22 protein-coding genes are annotated in these 15833 nt (G+C 71.6%); 10 read left to right on the forward strand and 12 right to left on the reverse strand.

What is annotated here, in order from left to right; all coding sequences use genetic code 11:
- A partial coding sequence (locus AIIKEEIJ_RS04095) for a zinc-binding dehydrogenase (RefSeq protein WP_161994995.1) occupies positions 1-586 on the forward strand: 586 nt, incomplete at its 5' end.
- Positions 587-656: 70 nt separating this feature from the next.
- Positions 657-923, forward strand: coding sequence for a DUF4235 domain-containing protein (locus AIIKEEIJ_RS04100; protein ID WP_161994996.1), 267 nt, complete (start codon positions 657-659; stop codon positions 921-923).
- Between the two features lie 22 nt (positions 924-945).
- Here AIIKEEIJ_RS04100 and AIIKEEIJ_RS04105 read toward each other — a convergent pair whose 3' ends face one another.
- Both AIIKEEIJ_RS04105 and AIIKEEIJ_RS04110 read right to left on the reverse strand, forming a co-directional pair.
- Positions 946-1743: a SigB/SigF/SigG family RNA polymerase sigma factor gene (locus AIIKEEIJ_RS04105; protein WP_161994997.1), complete on the reverse strand. Its 798-nt coding sequence runs from the start codon at positions 1741-1743 to the stop codon at positions 946-948.
- On the reverse strand, positions 1740-2171 hold the full coding sequence (locus AIIKEEIJ_RS04110; protein ID WP_003937469.1) for an ATP-binding protein: 432 nt from the start codon (positions 2169-2171) through the stop codon (positions 1740-1742). Before AIIKEEIJ_RS04110 ends, AIIKEEIJ_RS04105 begins: the two co-directional genes overlap by 4 nt.
- A gap of 287 nt (positions 2172-2458) precedes the next feature.
- Here AIIKEEIJ_RS04110 and AIIKEEIJ_RS04115 point away from each other — a divergent pair, with 287 nt between their 5' ends.
- Positions 2459-2881, forward strand: a complete 423-nt coding sequence (locus AIIKEEIJ_RS04115; RefSeq protein ID WP_161994998.1) for an STAS domain-containing protein — start codon at positions 2459-2461, stop codon at positions 2879-2881.
- Between the two features lie 40 nt (positions 2882-2921).
- Here the strand turns inward: AIIKEEIJ_RS04115 and AIIKEEIJ_RS04120 are convergent, their stop codons facing one another.
- The 4 genes from AIIKEEIJ_RS04120 to AIIKEEIJ_RS04135 all read right to left on the reverse strand — a co-directional run bounded on the left by AIIKEEIJ_RS04120 (position 2922) and on the right by AIIKEEIJ_RS04135 (position 4723).
- Complete coding sequence (locus tag AIIKEEIJ_RS04120) at positions 2922-3383, reverse strand: DUF4383 domain-containing protein (protein ID WP_072635801.1); 462 nt, start codon at positions 3381-3383, stop codon at positions 2922-2924.
- Positions 3384-3574: 191 nt separating this feature from the next.
- Positions 3575-3937, reverse strand: a complete 363-nt coding sequence (locus AIIKEEIJ_RS04125) for a hypothetical protein (RefSeq protein ID WP_338020901.1) — start codon at positions 3935-3937, stop codon at positions 3575-3577.
- 9 nt (positions 3938-3946) lie between these two features.
- Complete coding sequence (locus AIIKEEIJ_RS04130) at positions 3947-4189, reverse strand: hypothetical protein (protein ID WP_029545239.1); 243 nt, start codon at positions 4187-4189, stop codon at positions 3947-3949.
- 66 nt (positions 4190-4255) lie between these two features.
- Positions 4256-4723 (reverse strand): DUF4383 domain-containing protein, encoded by a 468-nt coding sequence (locus AIIKEEIJ_RS04135; RefSeq protein WP_161994999.1) that lies wholly within the window; start codon positions 4721-4723, stop codon positions 4256-4258.
- Between the two features lie 159 nt (positions 4724-4882).
- Here AIIKEEIJ_RS04135 and AIIKEEIJ_RS04140 point away from each other — a divergent pair, with 159 nt between their 5' ends.
- The 3 genes from AIIKEEIJ_RS04140 (at position 4883) to AIIKEEIJ_RS04150 (ending at position 5779) form a co-directional block, all read left to right on the forward strand.
- Positions 4883-5146, forward strand: a complete 264-nt coding sequence (locus AIIKEEIJ_RS04140) for a DUF6480 family protein (protein ID WP_065923414.1) — start codon at positions 4883-4885, stop codon at positions 5144-5146.
- Between the two features lie 85 nt (positions 5147-5231).
- Complete coding sequence (gene mbp1 / locus AIIKEEIJ_RS04145) at positions 5232-5471, forward strand: microaggregate-binding protein 1 (RefSeq protein ID WP_006946464.1); 240 nt, start codon at positions 5232-5234, stop codon at positions 5469-5471.
- 110 nt (positions 5472-5581) lie between these two features.
- Positions 5582-5779: a hypothetical protein gene (locus AIIKEEIJ_RS04150; RefSeq protein WP_029545235.1), complete on the forward strand. Its 198-nt coding sequence runs from the start codon at positions 5582-5584 to the stop codon at positions 5777-5779.
- On the opposite strand, the gene AIIKEEIJ_RS04155 is transcribed toward AIIKEEIJ_RS04150, so the two are convergent.
- From AIIKEEIJ_RS04155 to AIIKEEIJ_RS04165, 3 genes are all read right to left on the reverse strand, one after another.
- Positions 5736-6485 (reverse strand): ANTAR domain-containing protein, encoded by a 750-nt coding sequence (locus AIIKEEIJ_RS04155; protein WP_161995000.1) that lies wholly within the window; start codon positions 6483-6485, stop codon positions 5736-5738. The two genes, AIIKEEIJ_RS04150 and AIIKEEIJ_RS04155, sit on opposite strands and share 44 nt — an antisense overlap.
- A 64-nt stretch (positions 6486-6549) precedes the next feature.
- Positions 6550-7122 (reverse strand): DJ-1/PfpI/YhbO family deglycase/protease, encoded by a 573-nt coding sequence (locus tag AIIKEEIJ_RS04160; protein WP_161995001.1) that lies wholly within the window; start codon positions 7120-7122, stop codon positions 6550-6552.
- A gap of 68 nt (positions 7123-7190) precedes the next feature.
- Positions 7191-8678, reverse strand: coding sequence for an FAD-dependent oxidoreductase (locus AIIKEEIJ_RS04165; RefSeq protein WP_161995002.1), 1488 nt, complete (start codon positions 8676-8678; stop codon positions 7191-7193).
- Between the two features lie 194 nt (positions 8679-8872).
- Between AIIKEEIJ_RS04165 and AIIKEEIJ_RS04170 the strand changes: the two genes are divergently transcribed.
- A complete protein-coding gene (locus tag AIIKEEIJ_RS04170; protein ID WP_161995003.1) occupies positions 8873-10054 on the forward strand; it encodes an alcohol dehydrogenase catalytic domain-containing protein in 1182 nt (393 codons plus the stop codon).
- A gap of 15 nt (positions 10055-10069) precedes the next feature.
- Here the strand turns inward: AIIKEEIJ_RS04170 and surE are convergent, their stop codons facing one another.
- The 3 genes from surE to AIIKEEIJ_RS04185 form a co-directional block, all read right to left on the reverse strand.
- Positions 10070-10861: a 5'/3'-nucleotidase SurE gene (gene surE / locus AIIKEEIJ_RS04175; RefSeq protein ID WP_006946475.1), complete on the reverse strand. Its 792-nt coding sequence runs from the start codon at positions 10859-10861 to the stop codon at positions 10070-10072.
- A 4-nt stretch (positions 10862-10865) separates the two neighbouring features.
- A complete protein-coding gene (locus AIIKEEIJ_RS04180; RefSeq protein ID WP_161995004.1) occupies positions 10866-11840 on the reverse strand; it encodes a PfkB family carbohydrate kinase in 975 nt (324 codons plus the stop codon).
- A gap of 75 nt (positions 11841-11915) precedes the next feature.
- Positions 11916-12554, reverse strand: a complete 639-nt coding sequence (locus tag AIIKEEIJ_RS04185; RefSeq protein ID WP_161995005.1) for a DUF2231 domain-containing protein — start codon at positions 12552-12554, stop codon at positions 11916-11918.
- 72 nt (positions 12555-12626) lie between these two features.
- Here AIIKEEIJ_RS04185 and AIIKEEIJ_RS04190 point away from each other — a divergent pair, with 72 nt between their 5' ends.
- From AIIKEEIJ_RS04190 to AIIKEEIJ_RS04200, 3 genes are all read left to right on the forward strand, one after another.
- Positions 12627-13706, forward strand: coding sequence for an NAD-dependent epimerase/dehydratase family protein (locus tag AIIKEEIJ_RS04190; RefSeq protein ID WP_161995006.1), 1080 nt, complete (start codon positions 12627-12629; stop codon positions 13704-13706).
- Positions 13707-13741: 35 nt separating this feature from the next.
- On the forward strand, positions 13742-14200 hold the full coding sequence (locus tag AIIKEEIJ_RS04195; RefSeq protein ID WP_006946482.1) for an SRPBCC family protein: 459 nt from the start codon (positions 13742-13744) through the stop codon (positions 14198-14200).
- A partial coding sequence (locus AIIKEEIJ_RS04200; protein WP_338020902.1) for a phytoene desaturase family protein occupies positions 14197-15833 on the forward strand: 1637 nt, incomplete at its 3' end. The genes AIIKEEIJ_RS04195 and AIIKEEIJ_RS04200, both read left to right, overlap by 4 nt.

Here is a 15833-nt window from a genome sequence, read left to right on the forward strand (position 1 = left end):
CGCGGCGCCGTTGCTCTGCGCGGGCATCACCCTGTTCTCCCCGCTCCGGCACTGGGGCGCCGGACCGGGCAGGAAGGTCGCCGTGATCGGGATGGGCGGGCTCGGCCACGTCGGCGTGAAGATCGCCGCGGCGATGGGTGCCGAGGTGACCGTGCTGGGGCACTCGCCGGCCAAGCGGGAGGACGGGCTGCGCTTCGGTGCCGTCGACTACCGCGTAACGACCGATCCGCAGACCTTCGAGGATCTGCGGGGCACGTTCGACCTGATCGTCAACACCGTTTCGGTGAACCTCGACCTGGATGCCTACCTGTCGCTGCTCGCCCGCAACGGCACCCTCGTCGAGCTGGGCCTGCCCGAACACCCTCTCACGGTCCGGGCGTTCTCGCTCGCGCAGAACCGGCGCAGCCTCGCCGGTTCCATGGTCGGCGGCATCCCGCAGACGCAGGAGATGCTCGACTTCTGCGCCGAGCACGGCATCGGCGCGGAGATCGAGGTCGTCTCGGCCGACCGGATCAACGAGGCGTACGACCGCGTCGTCGTGAGCGACGTGCGCTATCGGTTCGTGATCGACGCCGCCACCATCTGAGCCGGGCGGGCAGGTGTGAGACCGCGGCGGCCGGGTACTCCCGCCACGTATCTCGAGACGTGGAGGAAATGTGAAGAAGGCGTTGTACCGGCCCGTGAGCCTCGCGGTGAGTTCCCTGGCGGGCGTTGCCGCCGGCATGGTGTTCAGGAAGGTGTGGGCGCTCGGCGCCGGCCAGGACGATCCGCCGGAGGCCATGGACAGCCGCTTCGGGTGGCGGGAGGTGCTGGTCTCCGCCGCCGTGCAGGGGGCGATCTTCGGTGCGGTGAGCGCGGCGGCGAACCGCGCGAGCGCGGTGGGCTTCCGCCGCGTCACCGGCACCTGGCCCGGGAAGGAATGACGACGCCCGGGCCCTGCGGGTCCTAGAAGCCCTCGCCCAGTTGTTCGCGCAGCTGGGCGAGGGTTTTCGTCAGCAGCCGGGACACGTGCATCTGGGACACGCCGACACGTTCGGCGATCTGGGTCTGGGTCATGTTCCCGAAGAACCGCAGCAGCACGACCGTGCGCTCACGTTCCGGCAGCGCAGCCAGCAACGGGCGCAGTGCCTCGTGGTTCTCCACGTGCGCGAGCGCGGCGTCGTAGTCGCCGAGAGTGTCCGCGAGGGTGACGCCGTCGTCCCCGGCCGGGGCAGGCCGGTCGACCGAGACCGCCTGGTATGCGTTGCCGGCGACGAGGCCCTCTGCGACCTCTTCCGGATCGAGGCCCAGTTCCGCGGCGAGTTCGACCGCCGTGGGGGCGCGGCCGAGGCGCTGCGAAAGTTCCCCGGTCGCCTTGCTCAGCGCCAGGTGCATCTCCTTCATCCGGCGCGGCACGCGCACCGCCCAACCGGCGTCGCGGAAGTGGCGGCGCACCTCGCCCATGATGGTCGGAACCGCGAAGGACACGAAGTCCGAGCCGCGCTCGGGGTCGAACCGGTCCACGGCGTTGACCAGGCCGAGCCGGGCGACCTGCAGGAGATCGTCGAATGCCTCGCCGCGGCCGTCGAATCGGCGGGCGATGTGTTCCGCGAGGGGCAGGCACCGTTCGACCAGGTTGTCCCGCATGGTTCCGCGTGCGGGATCGGCCTCGTCGAGCGTCACCATCTTCTCGAAGAGTGGGATGACGTCGGCGTATTCGTCGGCGGCTCGGCCGCTGCGCCGTTGGGCGCCGGTCCCCGTCACAGCACAGCGCTGCTGTCGGTCAGGGACACGTCGATGGTGGTGACGGATCCCTCGTCGGTCTCGTCCACCTTCACGTCGACGGAGTCGGCGAGCGCGTTGAGCACGTGCCAGCCGAAGGTCCGCGAGTCCGCGGTCAGTCCGCCGTCGACCGTGAGGGCAGACGCGCTGATCCGCAGTGCGGGCGGCATCGCCTGGAACCGGCACGACAACGTCGCACCTTCCGGTGCCCGGGTGATGAGCCGGGTGCCCGCCTCGTCGATCGCGAGTTTGACGTCGGCCACCGCGTCGAGATCGAAGCCCTGCTGGATGGCGATGGCGGCAGCGACCGCGCGCAGGACGGGGAGCTGGCCTGGTTCCGCCCGTACCCGCAACTCCACTACGGGGTGGGTGCGTTCGAGGGCCGAGTCGATCGATGCCGTGTTCGCCATGTGTGTCGTTTCTCCGTTGCGGCAGATGGGGGGCCCGGGCGAGCGGGTGTTCCTGGCGAGACTACCCGCGGCGCGGGGTTCTCAATCATGCGGAACGCGCGCCGTCCGGACTGCATCGCACCACGTCGAGTGGTCCTTTGCGGTGCCGCAGGGGCTGCCGTAGGGTATGAGTGAGGTTGAGAACACAGCCTGACGCGGAGGCGCCGCACATTCGCGGTGACCGGTGCCGGTGTCGGTGCGGTCCCCGCTCTGTCGACGCTTCCATCCTCTTCCAGGATGGGAAGCTCATGACTGTCGTTTCTCAGCGTAAAGTCACATCGCTGTGGGTCACCCGAGCGGATCGCGCGCCGCACTCGTTCTGTACGTCCGCCGGTGCCGACTTCTCCACCGAGAGAATCAGTTCCGGACTCGTCCGGGTCGCCGTGGCGGGCGAGCTCGACATGCGCAACGCCCCGGCGTTGCGCAGCTACGCCGGCGACCAGATGCACCCGTCGTCGCGCCTGGTGCTCGATCTTTCCGACGTGGAGTTCTTCGGGTCGGCGGGCCTGACCGTGTTCGACGAGCTCGACACCTTGGCCCGGCGCCGAAGTTCCCGGTGGGCCCTCGTGGGCGGACGACCGGTACACCGGCTGTTGCGGGTGCTCGGCGACCCCGTCCACGCGCACGCCTCGCTCGAGAGTGCGATCCACGCCCTGCGGGTTCCGGCCTGATCCGGCTCTCCCGAAGCGAGCCCTCCCGTCGGGGCGCGGGTCACACCGGCTTCGGCAGCTTCGGGGGGCGGTTGCCGCGGGGATCGACCGCCAGGACGAGCAGCAGCACACCCAGCACCAGGTGCAGCCAGTTGTCGGCCGCGTTGACCGGCACCACGTTGGCGTGGCTGTCGTGGCCGAGGACCATGCCGAAGGCCGACAACGCGAGGTACCCGGCGCCGCCCGCGATCAGGTAGATCCGCGACGCGCGGATCCCTCGGGCGGCGAGGATCCCCGCCGCCCCGTAGGCGAGGTGCAGCACGTTGTGGGCGATCGAGACCCGGAACAGGCCCAGCAGATGCGCATTCGACTCCTGCCCCGCGAGGGCCATCGAGCCGTACCCGCTGGTCAGTCCGGGCACGAATCCGAGCACCCCGATGAGGAGGAACACGATGCCGATCGCGAAGGCGTAACCCTGGATCCGGGTGCGCTGCACCCTGGGATACGGGCTGGATCGGATCATCGTTCCTCCATCGGGGTGCGCGGGGCACCGCGCCCCGGGACGCAGGGATAGCCCGGGCGGGTCGCCCCGAAACCCCCGGGCGGGTCGCCCCGAAACCCCCGGGCGGGTCGCCCCGAAACCCCCGGGCGGGTCGCCCCGAAACCCCAGGGCGGGTCGCCCTCGAAACCCCGTCCGACCGTCGTCTGAGCGGCTCAGCCCCCGACGAGGACGCCGGACGAGATCGACCCGTACACCAGGGTGAGAACCATCAGCCCCCAGCCCGTGCCGTGCCAGATCGGCCACGTCCCGCCCGAGCGCCACACCCGGTAGGTCTGCACGAATGCACCGACGGCACCGAGGAGCAGGATCGCCGTGGGGCCGATGGCCAGGACGAGCCGCGCAGGGTCGGTGCACACGAGAAATTCCTCGTCGGCGCATCGGTCACCGCTCGCGGCGGCCCAGATCACGACCGCCGCCATCAGCAGCAGGGCGGCGGCGACGATCACGGCCGCGTACCGCACCGCCGCGCGGGCGGTGCGCGGGTCCCGCCATCGCTTCTCCACATCCTGCGTCACAGCACCTCCCTACGCCCGGTCGGCGCGGTCGGTGAGCGCAGCCTGACCCGATTGCCGGGCGCAGTGCGCGCAGCAATACATGGTGCCGTCGGCCTCGACCCCGTGCCCGAGAATGCGGCAACCGCAGTGGGCGCACTGCGGGGCCATTGCCTGTGCGGCACACTCGAAACTGTCGAACGTGCCCGAGACGTCGCCGCGGGTGACGGTGAAGGTCTTGTCGTAGTCGTTGCCACAGGTGTCGCACGTGGTCATCACGGTCCTCCTCTCCGATATCTGTCCTCCGGATCGGGTGCCCCACCCTCGGTCACGTCAAACGGCTCACACCGTCGTCGCCGGCCGGATCCGCGGTGCCGCCAGGCCGAGGCCGAGCATGGTCACCGCCACGCCGAGGTGCAGCCAGTTGTCCGCATCGTTGACCGGCAGGACGTTGGCGCTGCCCTCCGGCCGGACGATCAGCCCGTACAGGAACAGTGCGAGGTAGATCAGGCCGCCGACGATCAGGTACCAGCGCGCCAGATCGGCGCGCCGCGCCGCGACCACGCCCGCCAGACCGAAGACCAGATGCACCACGTTGTGCAGGACGGACACGGCGAACACGCCCAGGAGCAGGGCGCCGGACTCGTGGCCGAAGGCCAGTTCGTCGTAGTTGCCCGTCACCCCGGGGACGAAGCCGGCGATCCCGACGACCAGGAAGAGCGTGCCTGCCGACAGTGCGCCGAGCTGGACGATCGAGCGGGTGCTCTCCGGCTGGCCGGCGCGCTGGGCGGGCTCGAGTGGTTCGGTCATGACCGGCGCATACCCCGTACTGCCCGCTTCAACCTGGGCGGTGCGGCGGTTTGGCCGAAGACTACGCCGGGAACTCGATCGGCGGTGGGCCCCATGCTCCGGCCGCGCCCCTCGGCGAGTTCCCCGGGGCTGCAGGCCGCCGAGAGAAAGGAGTGGGCGATGAACACCCCCGATCCGCGGAACGTCCCTGACCCACACGCGCATCCCGGCACCGATCCCGAGCCTGCCCGCACCCCCGATCTCGAACCCGGCGGGGGTGTGGCACCGGGCTCGACACCACCCGACTCGGGCTCGACCTCCGGTCTGTCGGCCCCCGAGCCGCGGACGCGGAACCGATTCCCGCCCACGGGGATTCTGACGATCGGTGCGATCGTGCTGATCGTCGTCCTCTTTCTCGTGGTGATCGTGGGGATTCTGATGTAGGTGGCGCAGTCCTGCACGATTTGCCGGGGTGCCGGCGGGGTACCCATGGTTCGCAAGTGAGGAACGCCGACTGAGGGAGAGTCGCATGGCAGAGAACACGAGCGGTCCGAGCGAAGGCGTCAAGGGCGTCGTCGAAGACGTCAAGGGAAAGGCCAAGGAGGCGACCGGCGCCGTCGTCGGCAGCGACGAACTCACCCGCGAGGGACGGGCCCAGCAGGACAAGGCCGACAGCCAGCGCGAGGCCGCGAAGAAGGAAGCCGAGGCGGAGAAGGCACGCGCCGACGCCGAGGTCGACGAGGCGCGCCAGCGCTCGCATCAGCAGTGAATCCGCATCAGCAGTGAATCGGTGACCGGCCGCGCAGGCGGTCGCGCCCGTCGTTCGTCCACGACCCGGGGGCCGTTCGGCTCCCGGGTCTTCGCCCCGGAGGAGGAGCGATGCGTATCCTGACGTTCGTTGTGCTGGTGTGGCTGGTGATCGGTGCGATCGCCGCCGGGCAGCGGGGGTACTTCACGGAAGCCGAGCAGAGCTGCGCCGACTTCGCCACCGTCGCGGTGACGGTGATCGCGGGGCCCCTCAACTACGCCGGAGTCAATCCGAAGGTGGAGTGCGAGCTTCCGCAGCCGAGTCCGTGACCGGACCCGTGGGCTGCCGCGGCGACGGGATCCGCTCGTGCGCGGTCATGAGCAGATGGTCGAAGGCGGTGCGAAGCGTTGCCGGTGCGTCGAGTCCGGTGGTGACGTCCCGGACGAGTTGCTCGGCGAGCGTGCGGAGCTTGACGTTCGACTCCTGGGACCGCCAGGCGAGGATCTCGAAGGCGCGGTCCGCCGGAATCCCGTAGACCGCCATGAGCATGCCCTTGGCCTGTTCGATGACCGCACGGTGGTGCGCGAGCGCCGAGACCGCCTCGTCGACGCTGTGCCGGACCTCGTCGTCGTACGCGTCGGACAGGTCCAGGTAGAAACCGGCCGTGCCGATCACCCGTCCTCGCTCGTCGAGCAGGCGGTCGCCGATCACGACGACGGGCCGGACCGTCCCGTGCGTGTCGATGATGCGATGCCGGCTGCTGAACGGCTCGCCGTTGCGCTGCAGGGCGCCCAGCATGGCCGCGACGTGGGCCCTGTCCTCGGGATGCTTGTGCTTGAGCAGCAGGTCGGTGGTCGGCCGTACGGTCCCCGGGGCGTACCCGTGCATCCGCGCCACGTCGTCCGACCATTCCCACCTGTCGTCGTCGATCAGGTAGCGGAAACTCCCGACCCGCTGCGGCTTCCCGCTCGCGAAGACCCGTTCGAAGGCGTCGTCCACCGGCGTGTCGCCGGCGTCCCCGATCGGTTCCCTCATGCAACGATTATGCCTCCGGTGACGGGCCCTACCGCTGCGGGATCGCGTGAGGTGAGGTGATCATCTAGCCGGCGTGTTGCTCGGCGTTCGCGAACACTTCGACGAGGGTGGCGCAGAAGGCGGGCAGATCCTTCGGATTGCGGCTCGACACCAGGTTCCCGTCGACGACCACTTCCTCGTCGACCACGTTCCCGCCCGCGTTGCGGATGTCCGTGCGGACGCTGGGGTAGGACGTCAGCGTCCGACCCCGGACCACGTCGGCCTCGACCAGTGTCCAGGGGCCGTGACAGATCACCCCGACGGGCCGGTCCGACTCGACGAAGTCCCGCACGAACGCCACGGCGGCGGGATCCTGGCGCAGATGATCGGGGTTCGTGGTACCGCCGGGCAGGATCAGCGCGTCGAAGTCCGACACCGACGCCTCCGACACCACCTGGTCGACCGGGTGCCGGCCGGCCGCGTGCACGTCGGACTTCATGGCCTGGATCTCGCCGGGTTCGAGCGACAGCAGGCGCACCGTGCCGCCCGCCTCCTCGACTGCCCGGCGCGGCTCCACCAGCTCGACCTCCTCGACGCCGTTCGTGGCGAGGACGGCGACCGTGCGTCCCGCCAGCCGGCCGTTCCCTGAAGCGCTCATCGCGAAGTCGTCCTTTCGTCGTGGGAAGGTTCCCCGATCGCGTACCCGAGGCCGGCGACCGGGAAACGTCACTCCGGTGCCAGATCCCGGGTGGCGGGGCCTTCGAGCAGGCGCCCGTCCGCGGCGAAGCGGGAGCCGTGCAGCGGGCAGTCCCAGGAGGCTTCCGCGTCGTTCCATCGCAGCACGCCACCGAGGTGGGGACACACTGCGGACACCCGGTGCGTGGTGCCGTCGACGGTGCACACCCCGACCGGGCGGAGCTTCTCCCGGCGTACCGTGCCGCGGCCCTCCGGCGGGGACGCGCCGTCGCCGGACAACTCGGCCCGCACCCATCCGCGCGTCATCTCCACCGCGACCGCGGCATTGAGCCGGGTTGCTGCCGGAAGATCGAAAAGCTGTGTGGGACTCCAGGCCTGGAACGCCGACGCCCATTCCGGAGCCGTCCCGCCGAGAATGCGGGCCGACAGCAACCGCGCCGCCGCCACCGCGTTCGTCATGCCCCACTTGCCGTAGCCGGTGCCCACGAGCAGCCGATCGTTGCCGGGCAGCAGCGGGCCCACGTACGGCAGGTGATCGAGCGTCGCATAGTCCTGCGCCGACCAGCGCGCCACGGTCTTCGCACCCGGGAAGTGACGGCCCGTCCACGCCACGAGATCGTCCGCGGCGCCCTGATGGTCGTGTGCCCGCCCGACGGTGTGGCCGTTGCCGCCGACGAGGAAGTACCGCCCCCCGTAGGCCGTGCGCAACGACCGCGTCGGCGAATCCACCGACAGATACATCCCGCTCGGAATGTCGCCCGGTACCTCGAACGCGGCCGCGTACGACCGCTGGGGCTCGAGCCGGGCGAAGAACCCGCCGCGGTCGAGGATCGGCGTCCCCGTCGCCAGCACGATGTGCCCGGCCCGCACCTCGCCGTGATCGGTGACCGCGACGCATCCGTTCCGGTCCGAGCGGACCTTCCGGACCCGGCAGCCGGTGAACAGGGCGCCGCCGCGCTCCCGCAGTTCGCGGGCCAGTTCGTGCAGCAACGGCATCGGATCGATCTGCGCCTGATCCGGCAGCGTCACCGCCGCGGCCACGGGGTACGGCAGTTCCGTCTCCGTCGTCATGCGGGCGTCGAGACCGGCCGCGCGGCAGGCCTCGTGCTCGGCGCGCACCGTGGCCACGCCCTCCTCGCCGGTGCTGTAGGTGAAGGCGGCCGCGGATTCGATCGGCAGGCCCCGCTCCCGGCACAGCTGCACCACCCACCGTTGCGCCTCGAGGTTGCCGGCCACGTAGTTTCGCAGGACGTCGCGGGAATGGCCCCGGGCGATGCTGGACAGGGTGCTGCCCTGCAGCAGGCTGATCTTGCCGGTGGTGTTGCCGGTGGTGACGGCGCCGACCGTGCGGGCCTCGAGGACGGCCACGCGGTGTCCGGCGCGCGCGAGCAGGAGGGCGGTGGCCGTGCCGGTGAGGCCCGCGCCGACCAGCACGGTGTCGAAGCGGGCCGGGCCCTCGGGCCACGGCGTGTCGTCGGTGCGGGCGGTGTCGGGGCGGGAGAGCCACAGTGAGGTCACCTGTGAGGGATGCCCCGTGCCGCGCCCGGGAAACCCGCGCCGGTCACCGGTCCTGCGCCGTGCCGGTCGAGGTTTGCGCCCCGTCGTGCGGGGTAGGCCGTGCAGAGCCGGCAGTGCGTCATGGTGCCGGACCGGCAGTGCGCCGCGCAGTCCACGACGAGAGGTGCCCGGACCACCGGGCGGGAGGATCGGCGATGAAAGCAGTGACATGGCAGGGCAAGCGGAAGGTGAGTGTCGATACGGTCCCCGACCCGAGGATCGAGCAGCCCACCGATGCGATCATCCGCGTCACCACCACCAACATCTGCGGTTCGGATCTGCACCTGTACGAAGTGCTCGGACCGTTCATGTCGCCGGGGGACATCCTCGGCCACGAGCCCATGGGGATCGTGGAGGAGGTCGGTTCCGAGGTCACCTCGATCAAACCCGGCGACCGCGTGGTCATTCCGTTCCAGATCTCGTGCGGCAGTTGTTTCATGTGCGGGGACGGCCTGTTCTCCCAGTGCGAGACCACCCAGGTCGCCGAGCAGGGCACCGGCGCGGCGCTGTTCGGGTATTCGAAGCTGTACGGGAGCGTGCCCGGTGGCCAGGCGCAGTATCTGCGTGTGCCGCATGCGGATTCGACCCACATTCCGGTTCCGGAGGGGCCGCCGGACTCGCGGTTCGTCTACCTGTCCGACGTGCTGCCCACCGCCTGGCAGGCCGTGGAGTACGCGCATGTGCCCGACGGGGGTTCGGTGACGGTGCTCGGCCTCGGGCCCATCGGCGAGATGGCCGGACGGATCGCCGTGCACCGCGGCCACCGGGTGATCGGTGTCGACATGGTGCCCGAGCGGCTCGCGCGCGCCGCCACCCGCGGCATCGAGACCATCGACCTGAAGGAGGCCGGGAACTCGCTGGGCGAGATGATCCGCGACCGCACCGGCGGCCGCGGCACCGACTCGGTGATCGACGCGGTCGGCATGGAAGCGCACGGGTCACCCGTCGCCACCGCCCTGCAGACCGCGACGGGGCTGCTGCCGTCCGCGTTGTCCGCGCCGCTGATGACCCACGTCGGTATCGACCGGCTGCACGCCCTCTACACCGCGATCGACGTGGTGCGCCGGGGCGGCACCCTCTCGCTCAGCGGCGTGTACGGCGGCATGACCGACCCGATGCCGATGATGACCCTGTTCGACAAGCAGATCCGGCTGCGGATGGGTCAGGCGAACGTCAACCACTGGGTGCCGCAGATCATGCCGCTGCTCACCGACGACGATCCGCTCGGAGTGGACACCTTCGCCACGCACCGGTTGCCGCTGTCGGACGCCCCGCACGCGTACGAGATCTTCCAGCGCAAGCAGGAGGGCGCGATCAAGATCCAGCTCGAGCCCTGACCGGTGCCGCCGGCGTCACACCAGGTCGGCCGCGGTACGCGGCAGATCCGCGGTGTCGACGTCGGCGGCTTCGAAGGGGGAGCGCAACGCCGTCGCGGTCGCCCAGCCCTGGGCGAGCAGGCCCGCGTCGGTGTCCTCGGCCTCGTCGGCCCGGATGTCGCTGAAGGTCACGGTGACGTACTGGCGCTCCCCGTCGTCCGGGTCCTGGTCGGTTTCGCCGATGTCGGCCTGCACGGCGCCGAACGCCGCGAGCGGTGCCGTGCGCAGGCCGCGCAGTTCGCTCAGCGGGATGTCGGGCACGTTGACGTTGAGTACCGTGCCGGGCGTGCCCTGCGTCAGCACCCACTGCAGGGCGTGCCGGGCGACGACCTCGGCACCCTCCCAGTGCTCGTGGACCGAACCGGACAGCGAGACCGCCAGGGCCAGGCTGCCGTGGTTGGCTCCGGTGAGCGCCGCGCCGACCGTGCCGGAGTGCAGGATCGCGTGGCCGGTGTTGGGGCCGTGGTTGATTCCCGACAGGACGATGTCGGGTTTGGGGCCGAACGCCCCGTACATCGAGACGAAGGCGATCAAGGCCGGCGACGCCTCGACGGCGAGCACCGTCGTGTCCGGCAGGTCCGGGAACGCCCGCGGCGCGACGACGAGCCGGCCGTCCTCCTCGAGTGCGCTGAGCGACGCGCTGGCGCCGCTGCGCTCGGCATGGGGGGCGGCCACCACCACGTCGAGACCGGCGTCCACCGCCACCCGGGCGAGCACCGAGATGCCGTGGCTGTCCACCCCGTCGTCGTTGACGATCAGCGCTCTCACGTTCCTACCTCCCGCTCTTCCCCTTCGCGAACGGCCGGACCTCGACGCTCTCGGCGACCTTGTCGACGAGCTCTCGCTGCCCCGTGGCCAACCCGTGCCGCGTGACGTTGACGGCGCCCGCCGCGGCACCGAGCTGCAGGGCTTCGACCATCGTGGCTCCGGCGGCCAGCGCGGCACCCATCCCGGCGGTCATGGAGTCGCCGGCGCCGCGGTGGTCGGCGATGTTCAGCGGCGGCGCGACGACTTCCCACAGCTCGCCGTCGACGAGGGCGAGGGCGGGGTCGCCGGCGCGAGACAGCACCACGTTGCGGGCGCCCTGCGAGACGAGTTCCTTCATGGCCGCGGTGAGGTCGTCGACGTCGTCGGACTTGGCCCGGCCGTCCTCGAGGAGATCCTCGTGACTGACCTTGAGCACGGCGAGACCGCCCTCGAGCGCCGCGGTCATGGTGGGGCCGGACAGGTCGGCGACGACGGGAACACCCAGGGCGGTCAGGTCGGCCGCCAGTCGGGTGTAGACGTCGTGCGGCACCGCCCGGTCGGAATGCGGGCCACCGAGCAGCGCCACGTCCGCCTCGAGGCCCTCGGCCAGCGCCGCGCCGAACAGGTCGTCGGCCTCGTGCCGGTTGAGCGTCGGCGGCGGAACCTCCACGATCTCCTCACGCTCACCCCCGCGGCGGTCGTGCACGTACGAGCCGTTCTGGCCGGCGGTGAACACCGATCGCACCGATACGCCTTCCCGTGCGATGAGATCGCTGACGACGGGGCCGGTCTCGCCGCCGAAGGTGCCGCACAGCCGCACCTTCAGGCCGAGTGTGACCGCCATGCGGGCGATCCAGAAGCCCTGCCCGCCGGCGTGGACGTGCAGTTCCGGGACATCCGACGGCGACGACTCGATGGTGACGGTGAGCAGGGGAGTGGGTGCGAAGACGAAGGCGGAGGGCGCGCTGTCGTCGTTGCCGTCTCGGGGAACGGGGTTCATGCATGTCCTTCGAAATGGGGAGGAGACGGCGCCCGCGGTGGCGGACGCGCGGTTCGCGTTGCGGTGCGGCCTCGCTCAGGCCGTATCGCCGGGGGAGTCGGCGAGGACGGGATCGTAGACGGGGGCGTTCGGCACCTCGGGCGGGCGCACATTGGCGCCGAGCGAGTACGCGAGGTGCCCGCCCAGCAGGCCGCCCAGCCCAATCAGTACGGTGCCGGCGGCGCTCAGCGTCACCGCGCCGGCGGCGCTACGCGTCACCGCGCCGGCGGCGCTCAGCGTCACCGCGCCGGGACCGGAACTGCGGCGGCGCTGGCGGTAGGACAGGGCCATGAGGGCTGCTCCGGCGCCGTTGACGGCCGCGTGGATCAACCCCACCCGGCGCTGCACGGTGTCGGTGTGCACCCAGTCGACCCAGCCGGCCAGAACCGTCGGCGGCGTCGCCAACAGACCGAGCCCGATCAGCCGCCGCGCGGTCTCGGGTTGCCGCAGGGCGTCGAAGACGCCGGCCGCGGTCCACGCCCCGATGGGGACGGCCACCAGCGCCGGGTGCAGCGGGTGGCCCACGGGAGCGCCGTGCAGCACGGCCCCGATCGGGCTGTCCGCCAGCCGCCCGACCTGCTTCCGCAGCACCTCGGCGGGACCGTCCAGCCACGTCGCCGACTCCGTCCCGGAATACAGGATCTTCATCTGCGAGTCCGTCATGCCCACGGGCATACCCCGCCCCGACCGGGTGAAACCTGCCACGACGGGTGTACGACGCAGATCGGCGGGGTATCTCCTGCGATCATGAGACAGCGCATCGTGATCACCGGCGCCAGCGGCAACGTCGGCACCGCCCTGCTGCGGCGCCTCGCCCGGCGATCGGAGCCGCCGGAGATCGTGGCCGTCGCCCGGCGCGTGCCACCGCCCACCGACCCCGACGACGGCGTGACCTGGCACAGCGTCGACCTCGCCGCACCCGGCGCCGAGACCGGGCTGCGCCCCCTCCTCGAAGGGGCCGACGCCGTCGTGCACCTGGCCTGGGGTTTCCAGCCCTCGCACCGGCGGGACTATCTGCGCCGGACCGGAGTGGACGGCACCGCCGCCGTGATCGGGGCGACCCTCGCCGCCGGCGTCGGACACCTGGTGCACATGTCCTCCGCCGCGGTGTACGCGGCCGGGGCCTACGGCCGGGCGGTCGACGAGTCGTGGCCCGCGACCGGCATCGAATCGTGCGCGTACAGCGTCGACAAGGTCGCGGCGGAGCGGCTGCTCGACGAGCGGATTGCGGGCGCGGCCGCGGCGCCGATCGTCACCCGTTTCCGGCCGGGCTTCATCGGCCAGTACGCGGGCGGCAGCGCGCTGCGCCGCTACGCGGTGCCGGGATACGTGCCCGACGTCGTGCTCCGTCACCTGCCGTTGCTGCCCGTGGACCCCGGAACTGCGATCCCCGCCGTGCACGCCGACGACGTGGCCGCCGCGCTCGATGCCGCCCTGGAGCGGCGGGTGCCGGGCGTGTTCAACCTCGCGACCCCCGAACCGCTGCGTGCGGGCGACATCGCCGGGGCGTTCGGGGCCCGTGCGATCCCCGTACCGCGGCAGGTGCTGCGGGCCGTCGTCGAGGCGACCTGGCAGGTCCACCTGCAACCGATCGCCGGCGGATGGATCGACCTGGCCTACAACACCCCGATGCTCGACTGCGACCGGGCCCGCCGAGACCTGGACTGGGCACCGACCGTTCCGGGCCCCCAGGTGTGGCGCGAGGCCATTGCGGGTATGCAGGCCGAGGCCGGCACCGACAGCCCGGTCCTGCGCAGTCGCGGGCCGCTCGAGACGATGAGCGTCCTGCTCGGCCGCGGGACCGTCGGGCGCCGCGTGCCGCCGTGACCACTCGCGGCGGAGCGACGAGAGAGGGTTTCGGGATGAGCGAAACAGCGCAGCGCGACACCACGGCGACGCCGCAACAGGTGTGGGATGTCCTCGCCGACGGCTGGTCGTACGCGGGCTGGGTGGTGGGCGCCTCCCGCATCCGGGCCGTGGACGACGCGTGGCCGGCGGTGGGCAGCCGCATCCACCACTCGGTGGGGGTGTGGCCCGCCCTGCTGAACGACCATACCGAGGTGGTGGAATCGATCCCCGGCAGGGAGCTGAAGCTGCGTGCGCGGGCGTGGCCGGCCGGGCAGGCCGAGATCACCATGCGCCTGCACGAGCGGCCCGGGGGGTGCCGGATCGAGATGGCCGAGAAGGCCGCCGCCGGCCCGGCTCAGTTCGTACCCGGTGCGATCCAGGCCCGGCTGGTGCTGCCGCGCAACGTCGAGTGCCTGCGCCGGCTCATGCTCATGGCCGAACACGCCACGGAGCCGAAGGGCGTCGGAGAGTGAGCACCGAGACCGTCGACGCCGTCGTCGTCGGCGCCGGCCAGAACGGCCTGACCGCGGCGGCCGTGCTCGCCGACGCCGGCTGGGACGTTCTGGTGCTCGAGGAGCAGCACGAGATCGGCGGCGCCGTCCGCACGGCGGAACTGCATCCGGGCTTCCGTATGGACCTGTTCAGCGCCTTCTACCCCCTCGCGGCGGCGTCCCCGGCGTTCCGCGCGCTCGACCTCGCGTCACACGGGCTGCGGCTGCGGCGGGCGCCGAGGGTGTACGGGCACGCCGCCGGGCCGGACGACGAGGACGCCGCGGTGGTCTACCCGGACGTCACCGAGACCGCGGCGGAACTCGAACGGCGCCACCCCGGCGACGGGACCACCTGGATCCGCCTGGCCGAGCAGTGGAAGGGCATCCGTGAGCCCTTCCTGAGCACCCTGTTCGAGCCGTTTCCACCGGTGCGCGGCCCGGCGGGGCTGATCCGCCGGCTCGGCACCGCGGACGCACTGCGCTTCATGCGGATGCTGGCGCTGCCCGCCCGCCGGATGGCCCAGGAACTGTTCGGCGGTGAGCACGCGCGGCTGCTGCTGCTCGGCAACGCCATGCACGCCGACACCCCCGTGGACTCGGCGGGCAGCGGAATCATGGGATACGTCCTGACCATGCTCGCCCAGGACGTCGGCTATCCGGTGCCCGAGGGCGGCGCCGGGGAGCTCGCGGCGGCCCTGGCGCGGCGCGGCGAACGCAGCGGGGCCCGGATCCTGTGCGGCCGGAAGGTCACCGGCATCGAGGTCGGCGGCGGTGTGGCGACCGAGGTCCGCACCGAGCAGGGGGAGCGGTTCCGGGTACGGCGCGCGGTACTGGCCGACGTGTCCGCGCCGGCACTGTTCGGTTCGCTCCTGCCCGCGGACGCCGTGCCCGCCGCGGTCCGCGACGACCTGCGGCGCTTCGAGTGGGACACGCCCGTCGTGAAGGTGAACTACGCGTTCGACCGGCCGATTCCGTGGCGCTCGCCGGCGCTCGCGACGGCCGGGACCGTCCACCTCGGCGCCGACGCCGACGGTCTCGTGCACTGGTCGGCCGACCTCGCGACCGGCCGCGTCCCGGAGCATCCGTTCCTCATCTTCGGCCAGATGACCACCACAGATCCTGCCCGCTCCCCGGAGGGAACGGAAAGCGCCTGGGCGTACACGCATCTGCCGCGCGGTGTCGCCGACGACGCCTCCGCGGAGGAACTCGCCCGGCGCGTCGACGCCGAACTCGAGGCGCACGCGCCGGGGGTGCTGAGCTCGGTCGTGCACCGCAGCGTGCAACGCCCGCGCGACCTCGAGGCCGCCAACGCGAACCTCGTCGGGGGGGCGGTCAACGGCGGCACCGCCCAGATCCATCAGCAGCTCGTGTTCCGGCCGTTGCCCGGCTTCGGTGGTCCCCGCACGCCGGTCGAGGGTGTGTACCTGGCCGGCTCGTCCACCCATCCCGGCGGTGGCGTCCACGGGATGTGCGGGTGGAACGCGGCCTGGTCTGCCCGAGCGCGTCGTGATCGACGCGAGCCACGGCAACAGCAGCAAGAACCACGAGAAGCAGGTCGACGTCGTCACCGACATCGCCGAGCGGCTCGTCGCGGGCGAGAAGGGCATCGTCGGTG

This window comes from Rhodococcus sp. YH1 (assembly GCF_009939605.1).
In the GTDB taxonomy this organism is placed as follows: domain Bacteria; phylum Actinomycetota; class Actinomycetes; order Mycobacteriales; family Mycobacteriaceae; genus Rhodococcus; species Rhodococcus aetherivorans.

Excerpts from the sequence above, each read along its gene's own strand:
- AIIKEEIJ_RS04110 (WP_003937469.1), bottom strand. The coding sequence starts at position 2,171 with ATGGCGAACACGGCATCGATCGACTCGGCCCTCGAACGCACCCACCCC.
- AIIKEEIJ_RS04115 (WP_161994998.1), top strand. The coding sequence starts at position 2,459 with ATGACTGTCGTTTCTCAGCGTAAAGTCACATCGCTGTGGGTCACCCGA.
- AIIKEEIJ_RS04120 (WP_072635801.1), bottom strand. The coding sequence starts at position 3,383 with ATGATCCGATCCAGCCCGTATCCCAGGGTGCAGCGCACCCGGATCCAG.
- AIIKEEIJ_RS04130 (WP_029545239.1), bottom strand. The coding sequence starts at position 4,189 with ATGACCACGTGCGACACCTGTGGCAACGACTACGACAAGACCTTCACC.
- AIIKEEIJ_RS04135 (WP_161994999.1), bottom strand. The coding sequence starts at position 4,723 with ATGACCGAACCACTCGAGCCCGCCCAGCGCGCCGGCCAGCCGGAGAGC.
- AIIKEEIJ_RS04140 (WP_065923414.1), top strand. The coding sequence starts at position 4,883 with ATGAACACCCCCGATCCGCGGAACGTCCCTGACCCACACGCGCATCCC.
- mbp1 (WP_006946464.1), top strand. The coding sequence starts at position 5,232 with ATGGCAGAGAACACGAGCGGTCCGAGCGAAGGCGTCAAGGGCGTCGTC.
- AIIKEEIJ_RS04150 (WP_029545235.1), top strand. The coding sequence starts at position 5,582 with ATGCGTATCCTGACGTTCGTTGTGCTGGTGTGGCTGGTGATCGGTGCG.
- AIIKEEIJ_RS04155 (WP_161995000.1), bottom strand. The coding sequence starts at position 6,485 with ATGAGGGAACCGATCGGGGACGCCGGCGACACGCCGGTGGACGACGCC.
- AIIKEEIJ_RS04160 (WP_161995001.1), bottom strand. The coding sequence starts at position 7,122 with ATGAGCGCTTCAGGGAACGGCCGGCTGGCGGGACGCACGGTCGCCGTC.
- AIIKEEIJ_RS04170 (WP_161995003.1), top strand. The coding sequence starts at position 8,873 with ATGAAAGCAGTGACATGGCAGGGCAAGCGGAAGGTGAGTGTCGATACG.
- AIIKEEIJ_RS04180 (WP_161995004.1), bottom strand. The coding sequence starts at position 11,840 with ATGAACCCCGTTCCCCGAGACGGCAACGACGACAGCGCGCCCTCCGCC.
- AIIKEEIJ_RS04185 (WP_161995005.1), bottom strand. The coding sequence starts at position 12,554 with ATGCCCGTGGGCATGACGGACTCGCAGATGAAGATCCTGTATTCCGGG.
- AIIKEEIJ_RS04190 (WP_161995006.1), top strand. The coding sequence starts at position 12,627 with ATGAGACAGCGCATCGTGATCACCGGCGCCAGCGGCAACGTCGGCACC.
- AIIKEEIJ_RS04195 (WP_006946482.1), top strand. The coding sequence starts at position 13,742 with ATGAGCGAAACAGCGCAGCGCGACACCACGGCGACGCCGCAACAGGTG.